Genomic DNA, 21,323 nt, shown 5'->3' on the forward strand with positions numbered 1-21,323 from the left:
ATAATTTCCCAAATCCGAGATGTGTAGGGGAAGTTTTCAGCAAGTGCAAAAAAGCCCGCATGATGCGGGCTTAATGCTGTATGCCGGTTGATTACGCTGTGAGGGCAAGCTGGCGGTTGTTTTCTCGACGATGGCCATCGATCATCATCCCGACAAACTTTTTAGTTGGTAGGATTTCGTAGACGTAGTCGATTGCACCTTTGCCCTTAGGCTTCTTGATCGGTGTCGACTTAAACTCGGAGAGCACCCCTTCCTGCACAAGCTCGGCCAAGGCTATGTTCACCGCCCGATAATCCTCAGGCATGCGTTTGGACAAGCCCCTCGCTGTATTACTCAAAAACTCAACAAGGTGGAAGCGATAGGGGTGGGTAGGGGAAGCATTCCGCCAGCGCATTGAAAGCTCCCGGTTTAAAGTCTTAGCAAGACTGTTCGTGAGTTTCATCGAGGTTGAGTAGTGGTACAGGCGGTAATCGCCCCGTTCGATGCCACGTGAGATCAGGGGGTGTAATACGGCCATACACAGAGTGGCGTCACCCTTCTCCTGATCGGAAATATCCTTCACATCGATGTAGTTTTTGCTCTTCTTGTTCTTGCTTCGCAAGTAGAGAAATGGGAGATAGTTGGAGGTAATGTCTATCACGTCTCCATCGGAGGACCGGGTTTGTATCGTCAAGCTTGATTTTGCCAGGATGTCCAGCGCCTGGCGCAGTTCATCGTAGGTGTAGGTATGGCCTACAGACTTGAGTTCCTGCCGGAGGTCGTAAAGGCTGAAGCTAACAGAGCACTTCACCTCATTGAAGCGCCCGGGCTGTGTGCTGAACTTTCGAAGAGCCTCCTCAACACACTCTTCGCGGCTGCTGGGGTACAAGCCAACCCACTCCGTCTGGCCAGTCGCCTTTCCTTTGATTTTAATTGGGATCTCCATGCTCACAGCCTTCATGACCACACGGAAGGGCTGACCATTGAGGCTGCCCTCAAGCTGGGTGCTCATCTGGCTCATGTCACGAACAGTCTTCGAAGCCCAACTGAACCGAGGCAGAGCATCGTAGATCGATACCAGATTACTGTGATCAGCATCATCAAGTCGGATTTCATATGGGTTGAATAGTTCGCCCTGCAGATCTGGCCCGGCCGAGCGTTGCATGTTGCGATGCTGCATGTTGCGCAGCTTGGCAGCGATAGAGTTGTCGGGGCGGCCAGCCGAAGCTGATACATTTTCCATCCCAGGGAGTTGCTGTGTGCTTGGATTGCTGTGGTCCATTAGGGGTTACCCGTGCACCCCGCGATGCATATATGCATTGCGGCGGTTGAAGCAAGAAGAGTGAGCTGGCTCACTTTACTTTTGAATTTACGCACTTCGCTTTCAATCTGCCGACATGGAGGTAGACAAGACGATAAGGAAAGGCGGACGAAGAATGCATGGGTGATCAAATACCCTTGTTGGCTTGTGCCATAGCTACGATTACGCGGAAATCACAGTCAGACATGCCGGATTTCGATTCCATAACCCCATCAATGACGCGTTGAAAGTCCTGAACATTGTTCGCGACAGAGTCAAGCATCTGAGAAACCTCAATGTATTGGGCCGCAGTGGCTTCAGCAGATTGCGTGCAGACCGCATATCCTTCCAGCCGGGCTTTACCCAAACGTGTAGACGCTGCAGGCAGATCAAAAGACTTAGGATCAGCAATGAATGCCTTGCCGATCGCCAATCTTACGGTGTCAGAATCCTCAACCTGCGCAGTAGCAAGTGCTTGCACATCGTCTGGCCGCTGCAAAGCTGCGTATGCAGCAGCTGCCATCGCCATGGCGGCAACGGTCAAAACGATCTTCTTCATTGAAATCTGCACAGTCTTGGTCTCGAGAACAGGTCAGTCTCCGAGGATAACGGCTGATATTTCGATTGCACGCCAAAAGGGGTCGTCGGAATTCATGAGAATCCCAGCACTGAATTCGGAGGACCATTTTTCGGATGCGTCGGACCCGAGCAGGGGATATGGTCTTGGAGTCAATACAGGAGGCAACATGCTCGTACTTACTCGAAACAGCGGTCAATCAATCAAGATTGGTGATGACATCACGATTACTGTCCTGAGCTGCGTTGGTACCCAGGTCCGCTTGGGGATCACTGCTCCGAAGGATGTTGATGTTCATCGAGATGAGATCTATCAACGCATTCAAGATCAGCGCCAGCTGGAGAAGGGCAGTGCCTAGAACGACAACAGCCGTGCTTCTATTGACCGTTGCATCGTTAGCTGGATGTACATCCGCTTGGATAACCGATCCAAGCCCGGCGATGGCGAGCCTGATCAACGATCTCAAGCTTGAAGGATTCAAATGCAAGGCTGGGTTCTCAAATATCGAGTGCCGGCAGATTGATGCATTAGTCGAGAAGTCAGCAAAAATCTGCTCCTCAGAAAAGGGTTGTGAGCCTCAGCCTTGTCACGATGTACGCCTTGTTTACACCATCACACAGGCCCGAGACGGAATTCCGGGTATAGCTCAAACCACTGAGCGTACTGAGACTCGAAAGCTCCCGTCGGGCGACATGTATTCACAGGAACGTATCGCTGACCTTAAGGAATACTGCGCCATTCGATGACGAGGTTGACGCGGCCAGGCTCGCCGGCCGCGGTCACCGCCTGATTATGAAATAGCGCTGGCGGGTGGATAGGCCATCAGGTGGGAAAGGTAAGGGACAGGATCACCGTAGTAGAGACGGTGCAGCCCATTGAAAAAACTTAAGACCTCAACCTGGTTCGTAAGCACTGTTGTTGGCAGGTGGTATGTACGCTCACCTGAGTAATCGTGATCAATGGCGATGCCGTCAACAAGATGCCGAGCCAACGTACGCATAACGGTTCTGGTTTTATCTGCCCCACAAGAAAAACCTTCAGCACGCTCGATGGCCTTTCTTACATGTGACTCAATAAAGTCCCCATGCTTAAACAGGAATTTTGCACTCGAGTTACCCCCAAGTTTCGCCAGGAGCAAGCCGTCCACAGCTCTCATATGCTCGACACTCAGGTGCATCGAGAAACGTTCGGGCGTTCGTTCTTCGATATCCTGAGCGAGCTTTGCATAGAAATCTGTTTCGGCCAGACCCAGGTATGCTTCATGGCTCTCCTGTTCAAAACCATTCAATATTCCGCCAAGCACAGCAGCTAAGGCGTCTTTCATCGTGGGGTATCCGCTATTTGGGCGGATGATTTCACCAACCCCGAGCGTAAAGCATCCTTCTCAAAGGCCGGGAGGTTTCCAATCGTGGCCCAAACCTTATTATCCGAACCCTCAATTCCAAAGCGCCCGTATACCACTGGCTCGGGTTTTAGTGGATTATTAATCGTGGTGTAACCCTCTACTGTCACCTCGATGCTCTGGGATTGGACCAGACACTCAGATCGTGCTTCGAACACGTTCCCAGCAGCCGCAAAATAGGCTTTGAATGCATCGCTACCCCCGCCGGCCATTGCAATAGAGCTTGCCTCGTATATGAGGAATAGGGATTCGGGATGCGAGCAGACTATCGAATCGGTTTTCAACGAGGTCCGTATTGGTTTGGGCAGTGTTTCTACAGGTGCTGCAAGTGCTTGCACCTGAACAAGGCTCAAAGTGATCAGCAGACCGATCCCAGCGCTGAGTGGCCTTCTCATAAAAACACCCCTGCATCAGTCTCCGTAAAGCTGATGAACGATCCTGACTGGCAACGATAGATAGTTGGCTGGAAGCCAAGCGTGCGTGCTTCAGCTGCAGCGATGTGCGGGTTGTTGGTAGGGCGTAGTTGTTGAATGTCTACACCCCCACGGGACTGGGTCCAAAGCTCAAAATACCGAACCCCAGTGTCACGTAAAGAAGTTCGCTCAGCGATCATCAGGAGGATTGAGCGAGGGAACTTATCACGTGGAGATGACATGGCATGGCGCACCGACATGTTCAACAGCTCTGTGAACTGCAGTGGTGAAAATTGACCTCGGCCGAGTGCCAAGAGCTGATCCACGGTGAACGAAGCCGGCAAGTAGAACATCGTGTCCGGCTTATCGGTCAGTTCGTTTCCGTCCGGAATACCGAACGACAAGCTAACCCCTACACGCATCGGTAAAGCCTCGTTCGATAACCCGCACACCTCAGGCTCCATGAGGGCAAAGGTGATGCCCCCCTGATCAGTCAGTAAAGTGAGCTTTACCCAGTCGCCCTGCAGATCAAAGCTCGTAGGTAGACCTACCTCAGCAAGACCGCTGGCAATGCGGGTAGCTAGATCAATGAGGCCTTTGGTGAAGCCAGCCAGTAAGGGTTGCAATGCTTGGATTTGAGTCGCGGCTATCGGCTGATAGGCATCAGTCATCATCTAACAGCCTTGCATGCCGCGCAGCAAGCCCAGCCACAGTATCTGTGGTGGTTTCCTCGATTGTATGAAGGGCTGAGCGAAGATTGCGAATGCGCTCTTCGTCAAGAGCAGACTGTTTGTCCGCGGAATGCTCCAAAGCTGAGCCTATAAGAGCTTGGACTTGCTCCAGACTGAAGCTGTCCGGTAGCGCATCGGTCTTCAGGACCGTGAGAATAAAGCTGTCGACATCATTCATGCTTTCACCATAAGGCCCGCATGCGGCGGGCCTTATTCAGTCAGTTAAACGCCGGCGGGAATATCCTCGCCGCCCAGGGCGGTAAGCAACGCTGGAACGGCTTCGTTCAAGGTTTTCATCATGAGCAGGAAAGATGCGTCAAATTGGGAATCTGCATCATCACCACCATCCTGAACTGCCTTCTCATGCAGGAGCGATTCAAAACGGAGGCCCTGAATTGCAAGCTTGTCGTTCACAGTGAAGCTCAGCAAGTCCTTGTAAGCCAGATTGATCTGGCTGACGATTTTACCGCTATCGAGCAGTTGTTTGATCTCGTCAGATGTAAGGTCCTGATTCTTGACCTGGATTTCCCCGCCGTCCTCACTGATGTCGTTCAGACGGCAGTTGCTGAGGACGTAGAAATCATCAGCAGCCTTCTCGGTCTTGATCCAGGAAGTGTAGGTGGCCGTTGGTGCAATTTTGACTGCTACAGGACGTACCGGCAGGCTGCCCAGCACCTCTCGCAATGTCGAGAGAAGTGCCTCTGCCGATTTAGGGCTCGAGGTGTTCACATAGATCAGGTTCTGTTTGAGATCGATGGCAGCGTAGGTTGTTGCCTTTTTGATGAAGGCGCGCGGCAAGAAGGCCTGGGTGATCTCGTCCTTGATCTGATCCTTTTCCTTTTTGTAGACCTTTCGCAGCTGACTGAGCTCGATTTCTTCCACCTTCTCAGCGACAGCATCAGCTACTACTGCTGGGGGGAGGATACGTTCATACATCCGGAGTGCCACGAGAAACACACCATCAACAACGTGAGCAAGGGGAGCGTCGGGGTTCTTGCTGTTAGGAGCAAGGAAGCCAACAGTTTGGAGGACTTGGCTTTCAGGTAGCTTGGCAACCTTGGTACGCAGCGCTTGCTCAAGGCTCTCGAGGGTAAGAGGCAGATCTTGGGTCAGCCGATAGACCAAAACGTTTTTGAACCACATCGTGCACTATTCCTCTGTAATCAGTTTAATGAAGGCGAACAGGGTAACGCACTGCCCGCCTTTGCCAACTCAAAGGAACCGCTCAGAAATTAGAGCTTGGTTAGCCTACCAGCGATAAAACTGTCAGTCCTATCATCGCTGGATGGGCCCAGGCCGGCGGCGATGTCCTCTCCCAGGTCATGATCGTACTTTCGGCAAAGCCTAGCTTCGATCCGAGGGAACCAGGGGTAAGGCCCAACCGCTCACGCAGACTACTGAAGCGCTCACCAGATAGCGTTTTCACCCCTTGATCAACAAACATAAGGCTACCTAGGCCTAGGCAGGCAATAGTCATCCACGGCCGAGGAGATGTTTTCTCTGCAGTTATGATGGTCGTACGGGCAACGTCAAATTCGATAGCCAGCTCAAGCTGGGATAGCCCGAGCTTGTTTCTAGCTTCACGTAGTGCGTTGAACGGCCTGTGCTTCTTGCTGGTTGATTTCTTCTTCATACGTCTCCACCCATCCCGCAATGATCTAGTTCTAGGCAGCAGCGAGCCACACAAAGCAGGCTTCGGTTTTGAGGCCGCCGGCAACAGAGAACAGTTCGCGAGCAGTCGCCATATTCGACATGGGCAGGTACCAGGATCTGGCTGTTCTCAATGCCTCGGAGAAGCCGAAAGTGGGTGCTGTGTGAGCCACGTCGGTACGCAACAGCACTGTCAGGTTTGGCCCGTCCACTCCGTCATCCATAAGGTCGAGAGTGAATCCAATATCATCAAGAATCTCGCCTGTTCGCGGGTTGATGTAGCAATGGACAACATCGCGACCGTCCCGATAGCTGCTCTCGAGCTGGTACCCATGATCAAGAAGAACGTCAGCAATCGCCTCACCTGCGGCTTCTACCAGCCGCGGAGTAACAGACCCGGCGTTTAAATCCCGATGTTCAATATCAATCAGATGTTGAATTACAGCTTGGTTAATCCGTCGGCTCACTTCACACCTCCGATCCCCAAGACCTTCAGCACCTGGTCAAAAGCGGCCTGGGCCGATCGAGTGATCAAGAGGTGATCCTCATCGGGAAAGGCCTCGGCCAGCTTTGATGTGAGAGATGCCGCGGTTTGAGAGGCGCCGTCGTTCACGCAACCCGCTGTCAATGTGTCCAGATCCAGTTCGAGAGCCCCAATTTGCTTGCGGCCCAAGAAAAGGCAGAGAGTCATCGTCTCCTGGAGCACGACCAGTTCAACCTTGGTCGTGCCCTGGACAATTACCCGCCCAGACTTCACTTGCTCTTCTGTTTTAAGGCGGGAATCGAGGCGGTTTCTGAAAATTGACTGAATGACGTACTGCGGGCCCAGGTCCGGCATGCGCTGGATCGGTCCGAAACGAAGACCAGGGGTGCGAAGGCCTACCTGACCACTTTCAGAGGGATACAACTCTGTGTGCCCGAGAGAGATCGCACGGTCGAGTAGAGCTCGCCAGGTCGTCATGCCCATGTGGAGAACGCGATCATCAACGATCATTCGTGACAAAGCCTCCCCGGCTGCGATCCCAGTTGGGTTGGTAAGGTCGAGATCCGGGATGGATTTAGATCCAGACTTGTTGATGCCGCCAGAAAGGGCCATGCCAGTGGGGAAATCGAATCCGAGCTGGGGTGTAGTAGAGCGGGAAGAGATGGTGGTGTTCATGAGTACACTCCTAGAAATTAACCCCATTGGAGACGTACTTGTCGCGTGGCAGAAGCCTCACACCAAAAAAGGGGCTAGGCCCCAATTCTGGTTACGGCTCGATTGAGCGGTCCGAACGTTTCTAAATAGCGGGTGAAGGAGTGTGGGCGGTGCCAGAAAGACCAATGAGATCACCGAGAAGGTCAACAGCTGAATCACTGCTCTTTGGATTGGCATAGGAGCTGAGAAATGAAGAAAGCAAGTCGTTGAGCATCTTGCCGCCAGGCTCTCCTCTGAGGACGGTCATAATGCAAAACTGCTCGAGGAGCGCAGGGTTCACGCTTGAGAGGAACCCTGCGCCTACCTCATTGGCTATGTTGGTTAGGAGAATCCTAAGGTAATGATCAGGTGAGCCGCTATTCTCAGCAGGGTTGACCCCATCGTTAGAAAGACTCAAAGGGCGTTGATGAGAAGGGCCGTGAGGCAGTTCTTGAAGGACGCCTAGCGTGCGGGTGACATGCTCGCTGACGTCAGTGCAATCAGTCTGCATGACTTGTCTCGTATTATAGATACGTTCAAGGCTATCAGCGTTCTGAATAAGGGCGTAGCGAAACTGCCAGTCTAAATGAACAATCGATTCAGACAATGCTACCGAGCCCACTGACTCACTGCGCAGATGTGCGCCTCGTCTAGGAAGGCCCAAGCCTGAGCTGGAGTGAACGCGCCTAAAAGGTCGACATGGCAAAGGGCGAGCGCAACCATGAGTCGATCCATATCTGAGGAAAGGTCAACAATCACGCCGGCGTCCACAGCACGAATAAGCGAAACGAGATGAGTGGCTTCGGGAGTGCGGATTGCATCAGGCCGATCAAGTCGATGTGACCTGATCCAGGTTGGAGCGAACCGGTAACCACAGGGTTGTGAGTGGTTGTTATCGCAGGAAGTGACCAGTCCATTATGAAATTTGACGAAGGTTTCAACAACGGCCCCATCGATCTCACAGCACACCAGGAATACGCCCGAAGCGTCGTTGCTTGTGTAAGCGAACTGATCACCAATTGGGTGGCGAACAAGAATCGAAGCTTGATTCACAATGAAGGAATCACCTGGCTCCGCGCCAGAGACAACCATATGTTCTGTCGTCGGCAAGTCCTGAAAATGGAATTGAGATTTGAATGTGCCTCGCATTAGAGCGCAACCACTTGATGAACAAGGGTCTGAGGCGGCTCTGCCTGAGGAACGAGGTATGGGGCGAGGAGATTAAGGTACTCCTGAGGCACACCAGCGTCTTCCAGAGCTTGAGTGATTGAGCCTGAGCGCAAGGCCTGCACCTGAGGAGCAATCTGACTAAGGAGAAATCCTGCGCGAGCACCGTGTGCGTGGTCGCCTTGGGCAGCGGGCTCGGCAAGAGCTCGGGAAAGAGCCTCATGGACGGCCCTATAGCCGTCCAAACCGCCAAACGCATTATGAGTTTGCTGTAGATCCGTCATGTTCCCTCGTTGGACTCACTGGATATTGATCCAACTTTGACACTTTACAGCGACCGAATCACGTCAAAACGGTTATGCGGAATGCGCGTCTGTGGAAAGTTCAGCAGCCACTACCTTGCCGCCAATACGGCCGGGCAACAAAAGGATCCCGCAGAAACTTACGAATGCGAACCACAGGCCACCAACGCAGAACCAATCCTGAAGTGCGCTGTTGGATGCGGTCAAAGCCATGGTGCTTGCAACGGCGCAGGTACCGAAGAAGAGCCCCATCGTTAGAAACGAGACGCGTAGGAATGACTCGGAAAGTTTGTGACCGGGTTTTGCAGCGGCAGCCCTCGAGGCCCAAGTTACAATCAGAACGAAGGCAACGAATGACACCCAGATACTGCTCAGACTGAGCTTTTCGACAGCCGATAGGGTATCCGCACGGCTTAGAATGGTGCTTGTGAGCAGCGCGCTCGCAAATGTGTAGATGCCAATGGCGAAGTAGGCAATACGAAGAAGTGATTCAGTCATACGTGTTCTCCCGAAGCGATCACAGAAGGGGTCGACATTGACACCCTGTTTGGTAGGCCGTTGGCCTGTGATACTGGGATAACGTGTGAATCTGAGTTTACAAGGGTTGAGATGGAAAATGATGTAAAGGTGGGGTTAACGGGGCCAAGATGGAAGGCCCCGTGGCATCGATAGGGTCATTGCTGATTGGTGCTGCTGGTCACTTTGTAGTAATCGGCACAAAGGTAGGAACGTGCTTAGTAACGGCAGCGATCAGGTCTTCTTGCTTGAACGGTTTTGACAGGTAATCAGTTGCGCCGGCGGCCATACCCTTGGCTTTGTCGAAAACCCCGTCTTTCGAGGAAAGCATTACTACTGGTTTTGAATTGAGGTGTTCGTGAGACCGGATGACCTGGGTGACCATGTAGCCATCAACTCGGGGCATCATTACATCAACGAAGATGAAGTCAGGAGCGAAGTCTTTGATTTTGGTGAGGCAGTCAAACCCATCCTCTGCAAGCATGACTACGCATCCGGCACTGGTCAGGATGTCTTCGCCAGCTTTGCGAATTGTGCGGGAATCATCAACGATCATAACGCGTAGTGGTGAATCAGCCATTTCTCAACCTCGGGGAAATTGGAGCTCCATGCGGGGCCATGGTTACCGATAAACGGTAGAGTAGCTACCCAAAACGATGGTGCTTTTTTTAATCAATCAACAGAGCGCAACGAGTGCTCTCAAATTTCGAAGGGCCATAATGACTTGCCTACGATCCTTGACCATATAGAGTTGCTGCGACCCGTAAGCGTAGACATGAGCTAATGAGACACCCCAAAACACCGCTACTCGAACATCAGAATTTTTCGCGGGGCCCCGCCAACATTGTTATTTCCGAGCTCGACCTTCAAGCCCTGAAGGTACTGAATGGGCTAGGAGGTTCTGTGCTCACTGCTGCAGACTTGGGCGGTGCACTCAACAGCAAGCTGGACAACTCGCGCAAGTCGATGCTGGGCGGGCGTCACCTTCGTCGCCTTCAAAGCGTCGGTTTTGTAAAAGCTATTGAACTGCCTGGTGGTGGTTACGAGATTACGGTTACTGGCCGCGCGGCGGCCAGCGTCGCTAGCTAGCCATCGATTGCAGCGTTCAGTTCTGCAATGCAAGCATCCATTCTTCCTGGGTACTTTTTGTCGGCGAGGGTTCTGACTCCCGCCAAAGACCGAACCTCTTCCCGTGCTGGCCCATACCCGCGGGCGGCAGCCACGGAATACCAGCAGTAGGCCTTGAATTGTGGATCTCCCTGGGCGCGTATGCGCCCTAGTGACAGGTTGAGCGCATATTGGTAGATCGCTGAGGTGTCGCCTGTTCGCCCCAACTGCTCCAACTCATCACCACCATCCCGAATAGCCTGGCGTGGTCTGGCTTCATAAGGCCGCTTTGCTGTATCCGCTCCCGCGCTAAGTGCGGTACTGGGCTCAGGTTCAGGCGCAGAAGCTGGGTTGGCTGTGAAAGCTGCCGCAAATGCCTTAGCGGCCTCTGTATCACCTGCTTCGGAGGCCGACTTAAGATATTCGAGCCCTCGCTCCATATCATTCAGATGAGGAATGCGCTGGTTAGTCAGCGCCATACCAAATTCACGTTTGGCTCTAACGCTGGTCTCCGCGGATTTAGCTAGCAGCATTTCACCATAAGCAACGTCTTTGCCTACCCCGTTACCCATCACATATAGCCAGCCCAAGACGCGCGTAGCTTCTGAATGACCCAGGTTCATTGCAGAGTTGAGGTACCCGACAGCGGCGTCTGGGGCTTTCTCAACACCAATGCCTGTGAGATAGATCTTTGCCAATTCATAGAACGCGTTTGGATTGCCCATGTATCCGGACTGCTCAAGCAAGGCAAGCTGTCCCATAAAATCTCCAGTACGTCCAACCCGGCGCGCCTCTTGAAGCACCTCATCGGCTTGGCTTGGGGTTGTGGTTGGCTGGGTCTGACCTGGTGACGAAGGATCAGAGGTATCCACAGCTGGAGAAGGGACAGAGACGCTAGAGTAGGGAGCTTCATCTACAGCATAAACCTGTACATCAGACTCCACCGGCTGGTCTGAAGCCCCATCACTTAGTTCAACCTGATTGGGGAGCTCTTGCGGAGTTGCGGGAACAGGTAGTGGTGGCTGACGTGAGACCGAATCGACAACCTCAGGTGCAGCGAGAGGCTCATCAAACGGATTGCCGGAACTCATAGGCCTCGTACTTGATGAACACCCAGCTATGACAGCAACCGTGAGGATACAAAGAGGTAGTCTGGTGAAACTCATGTAAGTGGAATTCCGGCATTTGCGGGAATCAGATCATTACACCAAGCAGGGTGTGTTCACAGTCAAAACAGGGGTTCAGAATTCATTGTTCTCAGCCGGCTGGACAAGGCCAGGGTAGTCATCAAGAGACAAAGCATTGGTTCTGATCGCCGGGGAGACGGAGGTAGCCGAATCAGCTGGTGTTTTGTCCGCCTGGTGGTCTCGCATTTTTTCGAGCTCGCGCTTGAACGCCACTTCCTGGACGGTTGGGCGTTTCACATAAGGTTTAGGGTCCGGGGCTCGCTCTGCGGCATAGAGCACGACGGCATCAGGATTCTGCTCAACGGCTTCTGCAAACTTTGATGCTAGGAATTCCCGGAGTGCATCCTTAGATGGGGGTGTGTTCAAAACGATTTCTCCTATGTAGCTACTACCGAGGTGTTATTTCCCGGCACAATCTTTGGCGCTGTGGTTAAGAGCAGAATCAATGGGGTTGGTCGCTATTAAGGGTAGCCTAAAGCAGCAACGCTGGTCAGACCACCGAAGGGACTTTGCGACCATGGAAGCTCCAGATCGATGGGGACGTGCTCCAAAGCTCAAGGCTCGCTAACAAGTGTTCAAGCTCGGCGTTTGACGCACCAGATATAGCATCCCACCGATGAGCAGTCGTCATATCGGGATTAGGACGTTCTCCTACATTGACAGCTAAATGAAGATCGCTCATGCCGTGTCGGCCGGCAGTCCAGATAACGATGCCACCAGTGATAACGCAGGCACCCGGTCCGTCACTAGATAACCAATTCTCTACCTCGAGCAGGGCGTCAAAAATCTTGAGCACAGTCTCAACTGCACAGGACGCCCTAGCTACCTGATTCGACCACTCCGCTAGATAGGTTTTAACTAGCCCCTTTGACTTGGGGCGAAAGCGGCCAGGAGACTCAAGGAACCTGCTCACACTTTCAGTGATCTGCATCATATCAAGGTCATCAGCGCCAATCAGTGCGCGAATCGGCGAACAGGATGCGCAGCCGTCTGTGATCTGGGCGCAGTGCAGTACCGGGGTGTGCTCCAGATGAAAAAAGACGTGACCGTCGATAACTGCTGCATTCCCCAGCCCTCGTGAACGAATCAGACTGGATAATCCGCAAAGCAATGATGGATGAGGGTAGAGAGCTTGATGCGCTTGAGTTGGCATTGACGTGAGGCCTTGGACATCAGTCCAGTATTGGTTGCTGGCTACAAAATACTCCCCCTAATGCAAGACGCAAATCCATACCAGGGCAGTTAAAAACTGCCCTAGCGAGAGGCTATCCCTGCTGTTCTTCCTTCCATGCCCTGATCATTTCAGGTGGAACCTGGTTACGGGCCGCGAGGATGCACTGGCTGAACTCAGCATCGTAGTAAATCACTGCAGACTCAGCATCGAGCTCGGCGCGTACCCTGGCCACCTTCTGAGCTTCGGTAGAGTCATCACCGTTATCAGTGCCTTCTCGGCTGACGAAATCTTCGATCAACCGTTGAAGAGTTTCGGGTGAGAGACGCCCGGGAGGGATGATCATTAAAACTGCCTCCCTACCTGCAGAGATCCTGAAGAGTGATCAATTAGACCTTTGCTGCAAGGGTAGGTGAGTTGACCATCTTGCCAGCGGACAGCAAAGCTTCTCCCCAAGCAGCCTTCCATCTGACAGCGACGACTACCGCCAGTCAAAATTCCGAAAGTGGTACCGTCGGTACTGTATACCCGCTTCTGCGGGGATGAGGCTTCGAAATCTGCAGCTGATCGCATGGTTTGCTCCTCTATGAATGATAGAGAATCCTCGGTTCATCCAGGCCGTGGCAGAACCCCTAGCGGTCTGTGCAGTGCTTGATCCAACTTCTGACCAGGTCCTGCTCGCCTGTTGCATCGACCAAGAAGCCGTAGAACGTGTTGGAATCCTTAGTGTGGAAACCAAAACCGAGTTGTTCGCCACCGGAAATGGCCCACAGCATTGAATCGTTAGGGGTGAAACTGGCGAGTACATAGTCACCACTGACTGATGGTTTTCCCTGCAGGGAAGCAATCGGTAAGAACTGCTTGTTAATGCGTAGGGTGTAGTTCGTGGCGTTGCGAGTGATAAAGCCGTTGTTATCGCCGGCGTCATAAAGGGCTGAAAACCTCACCCGCTGATTTGGAGCGCACGACATTATCAGCTTGCCTGTGCCGTTCCAGGTCTGCTGACGCCCCATCAAATAGACCTGCCCCTGCTTTCCTTCGATACCCCATTCAGCCGGAAGCACACCGTTGTTCACTAGGTTGAGCCTAGCGGCGTCAGAGTGCGAAAGAAGCTCCATCTGACCTCGGCCGACTTGGACCATTCTTTCGAAAAGGGCAGGCACTACGCCCATCTTGATTAAGTAGGCAGTGATGGCCGCGGAGAGCACCTGAGCAACATCAAGATCCGTCGACTGTGCGGTGCGCCGGTAAAACCGGTGAATCCCTAGCTGGGAAGCTGGATCAATGAACCTGAACTTACCGCCAGCATAAGTTAGGACGCAGGCACTCATGCATTTCCCGGGGGAGGGGCGTCCAGATGTTTTCCCCGGCTTGCCGATAGCGGTGTTCATGCTAGACCCGCGGATAAGCTCACCAAGCCGCATACCAGCTTGAGGATCTCCGCCGGCAGAGTCCAAATACACGATTGAACCAGCCAAGCCTCTGCTCGGTATTAGACTTGCGAGCTGTGCGACGGTGTCGTCAGTAATTTCGCCAGCCAGGTATACCTCTGGAGGGGAAGAGGCTCCTGCAGTAGCCGAAGGTAAAATCTCAATATCGTTTGCTGTAGCAACGCTAGAAATAGCGCTGAAAACGGAGGCTGCGAGCAGCCCGCAGAGGAAGAAGCGCATTCTAAATTCCTGAGGCTCGCCCACTGACCAAAGAATTGAGGCCGGGCATCCTGTAGTAGGAGCTCGATCTCAGAACTCGAATTTATGGTAGATGACGCGGCTCATTGGTAGCGCTTGGACAAGGTCACCATCATCATTACGCTTGAGTTGAGCGAGACGCTTACCCTGGGTGTCGAAGGCGGTAAAGGTGGCACCCTCACGCTTCCATTCGGAAATCGAAACAGCGCGGCCATCTGCGATGATCTGGTCTTTTTGAATAATCGCCAACCCCACAGGGCGCGGCTTTTCTTCGGCGTACTGGATAGAGGCCTGGTAGGCGCCATTGATACTGTCGCCGCACCCAGCCAGTAGAAGTGGGAGCAGCAGAAAGGCGAAGGGTTTCATTATCGATGTGTCCTGGAATACTTGAGGACAACGTACCGCAAAGATTCAGAATCACCAGTCAAAAGGTGGCGTCCGAATTCGAAGCTTAGCTCTTTGAGCGGCTTGCCCTTCTACGCGCTGGCTGTGGAATGTCTGTGAGCCCCGCCTTTGACATACGGCGGTACTGATCAGCACGAGGTGGGGGCGGAGACGGTAATTCGTCCGGTAGAGGTATGCCATCCCGTTCAGCAATGCGCCGGATCAGGTCATGGTAGGCTGCAGTGTAAGATCGCTTGCCTATGTATGCCCGAAGGGGTTTCAGTCCAAGCACATGGTTGCTCCCCCAGTAAGAGCGCCCCATAGGCGATTTAGAAACGATCAGTGAAACCCCAGACCAAGGCTTCCCAGCTGATCTGGATCTCAGACTGCCTGGCTTTATACCAAGCTTCGACTCTGTTGCATCGCGCCAGGCTTTTGCTTGGAGAAGGGCTTCTTCAATGCTGCCTCCAAAATCCGATGCCCTGAAGCATTTATTTGGGTGCTCGCCATCCGAGCCATGCCCCTGCTGGATCATGGGCCGGTACCCAATCAGTTCTTTTGACTTGTTGTGAAGCTTTGAGATTCTGCGCATCTCAAAGGCATCCTGATGCTGCCAGCGCTTGGATCGCTCGTGAATAGGGGGGCCGCATTCGGCTTCTACTGCCGGCGGATCGTCCACGTCGACTGTATCCGCCAACGGTAGGCAGGCTCGACGACGCATGAAAATGAGGTCGAAACTCGTGGCTGATTGGATTTCAGGCACAGCAGAAGTGGGTTGACGCAATTTTCCAGAATCCATTGGTACTTAGCGGCTCATAACGATCTGGGGTGCCAGGTCGACGGCTCATTTTTGCATGGCGCGATCCTGGTGCCCGGTCGTACCCTTCGTGTAGGGGCACATGAAAATTCTATGGTGAAGCAAGTGGCGTATGTGGTTTGCAAGGCCTTGCACGCCGAATGTTACTGAGACGATACAGCAAACCTGCAGCTATTTTAAGATGGAAAATTCCATAACGGCCACATCCACATCCGGCTTTATCGGCTTTAAGCAGGTGCAGTATCCACATCAGGACTTTAAACGGGAACGTTTCTAAAGAAACTTTCATCATACTCAGGCATGTCGTCCATCTGTGGGGGCGGCGGGGTAAAGTCCGCATGCTCAGGTGGGGATTGGTAAGACTGACGATTTGGGGCGGGGTGTCGTTGGCCTTGGGGTTGGGAACCCTGCTGAGGTCTGGACTCTCTCTGAGCCGGCGCGGATGAGGTTCGAATAGAAGCACTCGCACTTTCCACAAAATGGCACTGTCCGTCGAAGTCATCAACGATGATCTCCGTAATCGACTTCTCAACGGAGCCAACAGTGTATTTACGAGATTTAAGCTTGCCCACGACGTAGAGATCTCGGCCCTTGCGGCCACCCTGCGCCACTACGTCAGCGTGCCTGCCCTTCAATACGATGCGATGCCACTCAGTTTCTTCAGCCTTCGAACCACTTTGTTTGTCAGTCCACGACTCGCTTGTAGCCAGGGAAACTACGGTGGTGGAGCCGTTATTGAACTGCTGAACCTTCGGGTCAGAGCCCATTGTTCCGATGATAGTGACAGTGTTAACGCCGCGCTTTGCCATTGTTCGGGAAGACCTTAAAAGACTGATTTAACGCCGAGCGAACCCAGCAATACCCGCTATTCAACCATCGAACAGATCGCAGACGTACTCAAAACACACCTCTCAAACCAGAATTGGCTGATCAGCCAGCTCGCCCAATAACCGGTGTAGAAGGTTGGCGAGATCTCGACGGCGGTCGGCAGTCAAAACTGAACCATCGCCATAAAGCCCTTTGGAGATATGTCGAAGGCGAACAAGCTGTTCAGCTTCAACAAAGAACCCTTCATCTGAAGATTCGTCGGTTGGTGGTTCATAGCAGTCCCTCCAGTGCGTAACACTATCGGTCAGATCAAGGCTGTCCGGACATTCACTAATCCAGCGGCCGGACCACATGTCACCGTCATCGTCATAACGGACGAAACGGGCTACCCGTTGTGAACCCCATTCGAGGAAAACCATGACTGGTACAGATCTCGCGTACAGAAACTCTCTGTCGGGCAGAACCGGCAAGGCGCGGGTTACTTTGTGCCAGGGCATGGGATGAACCTCAAATAAGATGAGATCATCATGCTGCCTATCGACTCGTGCCAGAATCACCCATCCAGAATATTTTGTATCATCTGACTCAGGCGCTCGTGTAGGACTGGGGAGCCCTGGGTTGTCAAAGGCAGGATCAGCTTTTTCTCGCCCGCGTAGGTGAGAGCAAAGGCAGGGGAGCGCTGCTGCAGGTCAGAGAAATTGTGTATGGCATCGGCAAGCCTTAATGACTGCCCATCAGGCGACGCCTTGGACAGGTGCTGGCGGTCGATCGCTTTTCGAACCGCCCTGCTACCATCATTCATTCGACTCGGGTTTGTGACTTCTTTCACGAGCTGAAGGACGACAGGCCCAAGAAGGTCGAGAATCACTCGCTCACGCTGAATGCGAATTTCTTCAGGGCACTCAAGGGTGTCATGGAGATAGCCTGCCGCGATCAGTTCCCAACTGTCTGAGATCTCCGCCAACAAGTTTGCTACCGCAGTAGGGTGTGTGATGTATGGCACATCGGTAGTGTAGTTGCGCAACTCACCCAAATGCCATTCTGTGGCCAGTCCCATCGCAACCTTCAACCGCTCATCCATGGAGGTGAGTGCCTGAAGCATCCAGCACTGGATGGACCCAGTACGCCAGGCAAGGGTAGACCGGTAGATCTGAAGGGTGGGGAGCTTTTACCTTGCAGAAGCCTGCGTTCGCCAGGCCGTTGATGCCCAAGTAGTTATTGGTTTTAAGGCCAAGTCGAATTAGTGAACCTTCCCCACTATATTCGTCGTTGCGGATGATCCGGAACTCAGGAATGCCAATCTGTATGCCGGCGGCCCACCCCCAGGCAGTTGCCTCGCCGTCACCGATCTGGACAACTGCGCGGTCCAGTGGAGAGCCAGGGAAGACATCAATGCCGGAGACCGCGTTGAAAACAGCTCTCTGACCTGCCCCGACATTTCCAGAGAATAAGTGTCGGAACTGTTCAGGAACGGTAGCCAAATGTCCCGCCTCATGCAGGAGTGCAGAAGCTCGGCAGCGAGGATCAACGTTGATTGATCCCGCAGAAATCTCGCAGTGCTGGGCAAACCCAGTAGCTCCAGGTACTAGCCTGACAGTGATGCCAACTTCGTTGAGGAAGTCCATGGTTCGCGTGAGGTACTTGTCCATCTGAAATCCAATGCGCTAGCTAATGAGGCGGGTAAATAGCAACCGCCGTGTTTGACTATAGCGTGGCATGACCTTTGATGTGGCACCACCCTAGTGGGTCAGTGGCACGATGAGGCGATTAAACGGATCAATGCCTCCTCAGGGGGAATAACTTCCCAACGCCGGCCAAGCTTTTGGCCCGCGGTGAACGAGGTGCCCGCGTAGTGCCCCTCCAACCGAGTGATTGTTGTGTAGCGACGGTGAGCCACGTCCTCGACGCGAAGGAGGGCGTTTTCACCGGGCTGCATAATGTATTCACCGGGACGAAGCTGATTGGTGGATTTGGTCTGTCGCTGAGAGAGGTCTAGGGACATCGATTGAGCACCTGCAGATAACCACGTTATCTAGAGCTTAACTATCAAGTCCCATATTGCACTCCAAAAGAGGGTGCCAAAAATCAGGAGGCTACTGGGGAAACAATGAAATGAAGGCTGGCATAGGCAGAATTACAATTCCAAACCTCCACTCCGGATTTGCTGAAGTAGGCCCACCCATCACGAATCGTCAGGTCAGCTTCAGGCCACACAGAGCTGTGACCATTGATGCCTGCCTTGAGAAATGTAGCCTCTTTGCAGCGGGCCAGGTAGACACCGGCCTTCAGCTTGGTTGGTTCATTGAGTCGACTCATCTTTGGGCTCCACAATCATGCGCTGAATCATACCAGCCGGCGCATGACTGCACAGGGAACGCAATTACAGACAGAACCGCCACTGGAGAAATAAAAGGATGTTGCTTTCGATGATGGCTCACTGGACTCTGCGCCAGAACCAAGGCCGTCCTCAGTAGCTGTACGCTCTTGAGCCTGTGCAGCCAGCTGGGCCATTACCTGATCGGCGAGGTACTCGAGCAACCCCTTGTGAGGCTGGGTATGAGAACCAATTTGATTGGTTGGGTACAAGCTAAATCCTCCATCCGGGCTTTAGACGCTAATGAGAGCATTTGAAACACCAAAGCTGAGTCACCACCTTCCCGATGCCAGGGTATCGGCCGCACAAAGGCATGCCTTAGAAAGTGTGATCTAACCTGAAGCAGCTCAGGTTCAGAGCTAGTCTGATAGGCATCAAGGTGTGCCAGAAGCAAAAAACCCCCACAACCTGAATAAGGCTGTGAGGGTCCTCCCTGCTAGATCAATCAATCTCAGTGCTCGGAACTAAACCGTTGAAGGGCCAGAACATTGCACCAATATCAAGCGGCCAGCTTTGTCGGCTGGCTATGCTTGGTTTCAATCTTTTGAAACTCTGCAAGCATCTCGCTATACGTCAACGACCCACGTTGATGGGCTTCGATGTGCGCTAGGCGCTCGCAACCTTTTTTCCACTCCAGGGTGGCTGACAGTTTGTCGAGAGTGTCTCGTGGCGCGACCCGGGTGAACCCAGATTTAAACGCCTCAAGGACTGCTTCGTCGAGGGTGTCAGTTGAATAATGGGACATCCATCCTATGTCACGGAACGCAGAGTAACGAAAGCGTCCCGCTTCTGAAGCATCCGGCAAGATCAAAGCCCACGAATCCCCCGATTCGTTTTGCAAGATCATGCCGAGGCCAAGCTCATCGAGCTCGACATACACCGCCTGTAAATTCTCGTGTCGAACCTCAATTTCCCGGATTAAGGATTTCTCGAGCGCACAAGGGGTGTCTTTGTTCGATTGGATTGGACGTAACAGTTCGCGCGTAGCCTCGATTTGGTCGAAGTAGTAGTTACGAAAGCTGAATGTGGTCATGGGTACATCTCCGAGGAGGGGCATCCATGCCAGAGCATGAGAATGCCCTGGTGGGGTGGTAGGTACGACTCTGCTTGCCTAGGGCGCGCAGCTTGTTACGGCGCGCAGCGGCCTGATTAAGCAATAGCTGTGGAGCACCCCAACTCATGAGTTTTCATAGGGTTTCTCTCGCCAGTAGAACGGTGGGCACATTACATATACCCGGTGCTCTAAGGCCAGGTTCGGAAGGTGGGAACCAACATTACCTGGCCAAAACCTGGGGATGTCAGGCCTTACCGGAAGGATCCGCTTTTGCGGAAAGGGTGATCTGTATCGCGTAGCCAGCCACAAAAAGAGCATTAGGCGGAAGCCGATCAGATCAGACATTGCGACGGGTCAAGGAGGAACTCAACGGCAAGCCGTTGGGGTCCGCACAGCTGGTGAGCTGTGTTCTGCGCAATGGATTTCTCGTTACCGAGGATTTACCCAAAAGCAATGCAATGAGCAAAGCTCCAAGCTAGGCGCTCATACCTGAAGGAAATGAAAACACCAAGCCTGACGGCAGGATGTGATCTCTACCGTCTGGGGGAAGCACCTTCAAAGAAGGGCAATGCGATCATCACCAACAAAAGTCGATGCGATCTGGATGCGTAGGAAGGTCGAAACCTTGCTACGAATTTAGATTGATCTAGCAGTATCTACGCAAAGGAATGGCAGAAATAACTGACAGTCCAATGAGTCCCTGCAAACCTGACGGATTAACGTCGAGATAGGTAGGGTGCGCAATCAAGGATTGGGCATAGAACGTGATCTTTTTAGCACCGCTCGCTCAGGGCCACAAGTCAAAAAACCACCCCAAAATTCAGTGTAGCGGTGGAATGGCATTCGTTGTCGCACCTGGGGCATGAAGATATTGATATGAAGTTTGACAGGGATACACGGCATTTTGGCGACCATTGCTTGGGTTGGGATAAGGCGCCAATGGGGTTACGCTAGCTCAGCTGCAGCACAATTTCTCAAGGAGCTATCATGGATACATTCAGTGCCGAACCAAAGCCGCCAAAGACAAAGCAATCGATCGCTTGGCTGGTTGCCATCGTAGCTTTCGCTTTGGCGGGATTGGTGCCCATGCCTGTTGGGGCTCAGAATCTTCTGACTCTACTGGGACTCGGAGTCTTTGGCTTTGGGGCTGTGATCGGCATTAAGCACGATAGGGCCCACGCGAAGTGGCTATCAACTCAACCAGCCTCAGTAGATCCAATGCGTGGATCTCCGAAGCTTCCTCACGTCCCCCAACTCATCGCTTTTTTGATTGGGATAGGCTCAATAGGAGCCCTCTGTTATCTGGGGCTCCCACTGAAGGATGGCGGTTTCACCAGCGCAGATTGGTGGCTTCTGCTGCTTAGCATCACTGCCTTGGGAGGGTTTGGTTATGCCTCGAAAATCCAGAAAAAACACAACAAAGCCTATATGGAATGGCGGAATACCAAACATCCCCTCTAAGTGCGGTATCCCTTCGCGAACACATTCAGCTAAGCCCC

General features: G+C 52.9%; 28 protein-coding genes. 3 read left to right on the forward strand and 25 right to left on the reverse strand.

What is annotated here, in order from left to right; all coding sequences use genetic code 11:
* Positions 1 to 91: 91 nt before the first annotated feature.
* Together MF6394_RS01200 and MF6394_RS01205 are read right to left on the reverse strand one after the other, a co-directional pair.
* Positions 92 to 1,261 carry a replication protein gene (locus MF6394_RS01200; protein WP_230383543.1) on the reverse strand — a complete coding sequence of 390 codons (1,170 nt, stop codon included), beginning with the start codon at positions 1,259 to 1,261 and terminating at the stop codon, positions 92 to 94.
* Positions 1,262 to 1,427: 166 nt separating this feature from the next.
* Positions 1,428 to 1,838, reverse strand: a complete 411-nt coding sequence (locus MF6394_RS01205; RefSeq protein ID WP_078465896.1) for a hypothetical protein — start codon at positions 1,836 to 1,838, stop codon at positions 1,428 to 1,430.
* Positions 1,839 to 2,025: 187 nt separating this feature from the next.
* On the opposite strand from MF6394_RS01205, the gene csrA reads away from it, so the two are divergent.
* Positions 2,026 to 2,214: a carbon storage regulator CsrA gene (gene csrA / locus MF6394_RS01210; RefSeq protein ID WP_011923241.1), complete on the forward strand. Its 189-nt coding sequence runs from the start codon at positions 2,026 to 2,028 to the stop codon at positions 2,212 to 2,214.
* A gap of 432 nt (positions 2,215 to 2,646) precedes the next feature.
* Here the strand turns inward: csrA and MF6394_RS01220 are convergent, their stop codons facing one another.
* The 11 genes from MF6394_RS01220 to MF6394_RS01275 form a co-directional block, all read right to left on the reverse strand.
* Positions 2,647 to 3,180 carry a hypothetical protein gene (locus MF6394_RS01220; RefSeq protein ID WP_078465898.1) on the reverse strand — a complete coding sequence of 178 codons (534 nt, stop codon included), beginning with the start codon at positions 3,178 to 3,180 and terminating at the stop codon, positions 2,647 to 2,649.
* Positions 3,177 to 3,653 carry a hypothetical protein gene (locus tag MF6394_RS01225; RefSeq protein ID WP_078465899.1) on the reverse strand — a complete coding sequence of 159 codons (477 nt, stop codon included), beginning with the start codon at positions 3,651 to 3,653 and terminating at the stop codon, positions 3,177 to 3,179. Before MF6394_RS01225 ends, MF6394_RS01220 begins: the two co-directional genes overlap by 4 nt.
* Positions 3,650 to 4,342: a hypothetical protein gene (locus MF6394_RS01230; RefSeq protein WP_153045966.1), complete on the reverse strand. Its 693-nt coding sequence runs from the start codon at positions 4,340 to 4,342 to the stop codon at positions 3,650 to 3,652. Before MF6394_RS01230 ends, MF6394_RS01225 begins: the two co-directional genes overlap by 4 nt.
* Entirely contained in the window at positions 4,335 to 4,580 is a 246-nt protein-coding gene (locus MF6394_RS01235; protein ID WP_078465901.1) for a hypothetical protein, read from the reverse strand. Before MF6394_RS01235 ends, MF6394_RS01230 begins: the two co-directional genes overlap by 8 nt.
* Before the next feature lie 44 nt (positions 4,581 to 4,624).
* Entirely contained in the window at positions 4,625 to 5,545 is a 921-nt protein-coding gene (rdgC, locus tag MF6394_RS01240; RefSeq protein ID WP_078465902.1) for a recombination-associated protein RdgC, read from the reverse strand.
* A 100-nt stretch (positions 5,546 to 5,645) separates the two neighbouring features.
* On the reverse strand, positions 5,646 to 6,035 hold the full coding sequence (locus MF6394_RS01245; protein WP_078465903.1) for a hypothetical protein: 390 nt from the start codon (positions 6,033 to 6,035) through the stop codon (positions 5,646 to 5,648).
* 31 nt (positions 6,036 to 6,066) lie between these two features.
* The gene (locus tag MF6394_RS01250; RefSeq protein ID WP_011923235.1) at positions 6,067 to 6,519 is read right to left on the reverse strand and encodes a hypothetical protein; all 453 of its coding nucleotides are present in this window, start codon (positions 6,517 to 6,519) and stop codon (positions 6,067 to 6,069) included.
* On the reverse strand, positions 6,516 to 7,211 hold the full coding sequence (locus MF6394_RS01255; protein ID WP_078465904.1) for a hypothetical protein: 696 nt from the start codon (positions 7,209 to 7,211) through the stop codon (positions 6,516 to 6,518). Before MF6394_RS01255 ends, MF6394_RS01250 begins: the two co-directional genes overlap by 4 nt.
* A 121-nt stretch (positions 7,212 to 7,332) precedes the next feature.
* Positions 7,333 to 7,836, reverse strand: a complete 504-nt coding sequence (locus MF6394_RS33650; protein WP_153045967.1) for a hypothetical protein — start codon at positions 7,834 to 7,836, stop codon at positions 7,333 to 7,335.
* Positions 7,837 to 8,752: 916 nt separating this feature from the next.
* Positions 8,753 to 9,196 (reverse strand): hypothetical protein, encoded by a 444-nt coding sequence (locus tag MF6394_RS01270; protein ID WP_011923229.1) that lies wholly within the window; start codon positions 9,194 to 9,196, stop codon positions 8,753 to 8,755.
* Between the two features lie 199 nt (positions 9,197 to 9,395).
* Positions 9,396 to 9,794, reverse strand: a complete 399-nt coding sequence (locus MF6394_RS01275) for a response regulator (RefSeq protein WP_011923228.1) — start codon at positions 9,792 to 9,794, stop codon at positions 9,396 to 9,398.
* A 323-nt stretch (positions 9,795 to 10,117) separates the two neighbouring features.
* Between MF6394_RS01275 and MF6394_RS33655 the strand changes: the two genes are divergently transcribed.
* Positions 10,118 to 10,303, forward strand: coding sequence for a hypothetical protein (locus MF6394_RS33655; RefSeq protein ID WP_116827419.1), 186 nt, complete (start codon positions 10,118 to 10,120; stop codon positions 10,301 to 10,303).
* On the opposite strand, the gene MF6394_RS01285 is transcribed toward MF6394_RS33655, so the two are convergent.
* From MF6394_RS01285 to MF6394_RS01335, 12 genes are all read right to left on the reverse strand, one after another.
* Positions 10,300 to 11,412: a tetratricopeptide repeat protein gene (locus MF6394_RS01285; RefSeq protein ID WP_153045968.1), complete on the reverse strand. Its 1,113-nt coding sequence runs from the start codon at positions 11,410 to 11,412 to the stop codon at positions 10,300 to 10,302. The genes MF6394_RS33655 and MF6394_RS01285 overlap by 4 nt on opposite strands.
* Positions 11,413 to 11,562: 150 nt before the next feature.
* A complete protein-coding gene (locus MF6394_RS01290) occupies positions 11,563 to 11,874 on the reverse strand; it encodes a hypothetical protein (protein WP_011923225.1) in 312 nt (103 codons plus the stop codon).
* 124 nt (positions 11,875 to 11,998) lie between these two features.
* A complete protein-coding gene (locus tag MF6394_RS33660; RefSeq protein WP_153045969.1) occupies positions 11,999 to 12,661 on the reverse strand; it encodes a hypothetical protein in 663 nt (220 codons plus the stop codon).
* 112 nt (positions 12,662 to 12,773) lie between these two features.
* Positions 12,774 to 13,025 carry a YheU family protein gene (locus MF6394_RS01295; protein WP_078465908.1) on the reverse strand — a complete coding sequence of 84 codons (252 nt, stop codon included), beginning with the start codon at positions 13,023 to 13,025 and terminating at the stop codon, positions 12,774 to 12,776.
* Between the two features lie 286 nt (positions 13,026 to 13,311).
* A complete protein-coding gene (locus MF6394_RS01300; protein WP_078465909.1) occupies positions 13,312 to 14,349 on the reverse strand; it encodes a hypothetical protein in 1,038 nt (345 codons plus the stop codon).
* A 69-nt stretch (positions 14,350 to 14,418) separates the two neighbouring features.
* Positions 14,419 to 14,733: a hypothetical protein gene (locus tag MF6394_RS01305; RefSeq protein ID WP_078465910.1), complete on the reverse strand. Its 315-nt coding sequence runs from the start codon at positions 14,731 to 14,733 to the stop codon at positions 14,419 to 14,421.
* Positions 14,734 to 15,825: 1,092 nt separating this feature from the next.
* A complete protein-coding gene (gene ssb, locus MF6394_RS35085) occupies positions 15,826 to 16,377 on the reverse strand; it encodes a single-stranded DNA-binding protein (RefSeq protein WP_078465911.1) in 552 nt (183 codons plus the stop codon).
* 102 nt (positions 16,378 to 16,479) lie between these two features.
* Positions 16,480 to 16,893 (reverse strand): hypothetical protein, encoded by a 414-nt coding sequence (locus tag MF6394_RS33665; RefSeq protein ID WP_153045970.1) that lies wholly within the window; start codon positions 16,891 to 16,893, stop codon positions 16,480 to 16,482.
* 56 nt (positions 16,894 to 16,949) lie between these two features.
* Positions 16,950 to 17,477 carry an HD domain-containing protein gene (locus MF6394_RS01315; RefSeq protein ID WP_161952146.1) on the reverse strand — a complete coding sequence of 176 codons (528 nt, stop codon included), beginning with the start codon at positions 17,475 to 17,477 and terminating at the stop codon, positions 16,950 to 16,952.
* Entirely contained in the window at positions 17,470 to 18,045 is a 576-nt protein-coding gene (locus MF6394_RS01320; RefSeq protein WP_078465913.1) for a hypothetical protein, read from the reverse strand. Before MF6394_RS01320 ends, MF6394_RS01315 begins: the two co-directional genes overlap by 8 nt.
* Before the next feature lie 436 nt (positions 18,046 to 18,481).
* Positions 18,482 to 18,712: a hypothetical protein gene (locus MF6394_RS01330; protein WP_078465915.1), complete on the reverse strand. Its 231-nt coding sequence runs from the start codon at positions 18,710 to 18,712 to the stop codon at positions 18,482 to 18,484.
* A 557-nt stretch (positions 18,713 to 19,269) separates the two neighbouring features.
* Complete coding sequence (locus tag MF6394_RS01335) at positions 19,270 to 19,803, reverse strand: hypothetical protein (RefSeq protein WP_078465916.1); 534 nt, start codon at positions 19,801 to 19,803, stop codon at positions 19,270 to 19,272.
* A 1,008-nt stretch (positions 19,804 to 20,811) separates the two neighbouring features.
* On the opposite strand from MF6394_RS01335, the gene MF6394_RS01340 reads away from it, so the two are divergent.
* Positions 20,812 to 21,285 (forward strand): hypothetical protein, encoded by a 474-nt coding sequence (locus MF6394_RS01340; RefSeq protein WP_078465917.1) that lies wholly within the window; start codon positions 20,812 to 20,814, stop codon positions 21,283 to 21,285.
* The last annotated feature ends 38 nt before the right edge of the window (positions 21,286 to 21,323 follow it).

It is taken from the genome of Pseudomonas sp. MF6394, assembly GCF_002018845.1.
GTDB lineage: Bacteria > Pseudomonadota > Gammaproteobacteria > Pseudomonadales > Pseudomonadaceae > Aquipseudomonas > Aquipseudomonas lactis.

Coding starts and splice junctions, on each gene's coding strand:
- MF6394_RS01245 (WP_078465903.1), bottom strand. CDS start 6,035: ATGAAGAAGAAATCAACCAGCAAGAAGCACAGGCCGTTCAACGCACTA.
- MF6394_RS01220 (WP_078465898.1), bottom strand. CDS start 3,180: ATGAAAGACGCCTTAGCTGCTGTGCTTGGCGGAATATTGAATGGTTTT.
- MF6394_RS33660 (WP_153045969.1), bottom strand. CDS start 12,661: ATGCCAACTCAAGCGCATCAAGCTCTCTACCCTCATCCATCATTGCTT.
- MF6394_RS01235 (WP_078465901.1), bottom strand. CDS start 4,580: ATGAATGATGTCGACAGCTTTATTCTCACGGTCCTGAAGACCGATGCG.
- MF6394_RS01225 (WP_078465899.1), bottom strand. CDS start 3,653: ATGAGAAGGCCACTCAGCGCTGGGATCGGTCTGCTGATCACTTTGAGC.
- MF6394_RS01330 (WP_078465915.1), bottom strand. CDS start 18,712: ATGAGTCGACTCAATGAACCAACCAAGCTGAAGGCCGGTGTCTACCTG.
- MF6394_RS01255 (WP_078465904.1), bottom strand. CDS start 7,211: ATGAACACCACCATCTCTTCCCGCTCTACTACACCCCAGCTCGGATTC.
- MF6394_RS01340 (WP_078465917.1), top strand. CDS start 20,812: ATGGATACATTCAGTGCCGAACCAAAGCCGCCAAAGACAAAGCAATCG.
- MF6394_RS01315 (WP_161952146.1), bottom strand. CDS start 17,477: ATGGATGAGCGGTTGAAGGTTGCGATGGGACTGGCCACAGAATGGCAT.
- MF6394_RS33665 (WP_153045970.1), bottom strand. CDS start 16,893: ATGCCCTGGCACAAAGTAACCCGCGCCTTGCCGGTTCTGCCCGACAGA.
- MF6394_RS01295 (WP_078465908.1), bottom strand. CDS start 13,025: ATGATCATCCCTCCCGGGCGTCTCTCACCCGAAACTCTTCAACGGTTG.
- MF6394_RS01205 (WP_078465896.1), bottom strand. CDS start 1,838: ATGAAGAAGATCGTTTTGACCGTTGCCGCCATGGCGATGGCAGCTGCT.
- MF6394_RS01270 (WP_011923229.1), bottom strand. CDS start 9,196: ATGACTGAATCACTTCTTCGTATTGCCTACTTCGCCATTGGCATCTAC.
- MF6394_RS01320 (WP_078465913.1), bottom strand. CDS start 18,045: ATGGACAAGTACCTCACGCGAACCATGGACTTCCTCAACGAAGTTGGC.
- MF6394_RS01300 (WP_078465909.1), bottom strand. CDS start 14,349: ATGCGCTTCTTCCTCTGCGGGCTGCTCGCAGCCTCCGTTTTCAGCGCT.
- csrA (WP_011923241.1), top strand. CDS start 2,026: ATGCTCGTACTTACTCGAAACAGCGGTCAATCAATCAAGATTGGTGAT.
- MF6394_RS01200 (WP_230383543.1), bottom strand. CDS start 1,261: ATGGACCACAGCAATCCAAGCACACAGCAACTCCCTGGGATGGAAAAT.
- ssb (WP_078465911.1), bottom strand. CDS start 16,377: ATGGCAAAGCGCGGCGTTAACACTGTCACTATCATCGGAACAATGGGC.
- MF6394_RS01275 (WP_011923228.1), bottom strand. CDS start 9,794: ATGGCTGATTCACCACTACGCGTTATGATCGTTGATGATTCCCGCACA.
- rdgC (WP_078465902.1), bottom strand. CDS start 5,545: ATGTGGTTCAAAAACGTTTTGGTCTATCGGCTGACCCAAGATCTGCCT.
- MF6394_RS01305 (WP_078465910.1), bottom strand. CDS start 14,733: ATGAAACCCTTCGCCTTTCTGCTGCTCCCACTTCTACTGGCTGGGTGC.
- MF6394_RS01335 (WP_078465916.1), bottom strand. CDS start 19,803: ATGACCACATTCAGCTTTCGTAACTACTACTTCGACCAAATCGAGGCT.
- MF6394_RS01285 (WP_153045968.1), bottom strand. CDS start 11,412: ATGAGTTCCGGCAATCCGTTTGATGAGCCTCTCGCTGCACCTGAGGTT.
- MF6394_RS01230 (WP_153045966.1), bottom strand. CDS start 4,342: ATGACTGATGCCTATCAGCCGATAGCCGCGACTCAAATCCAAGCATTG.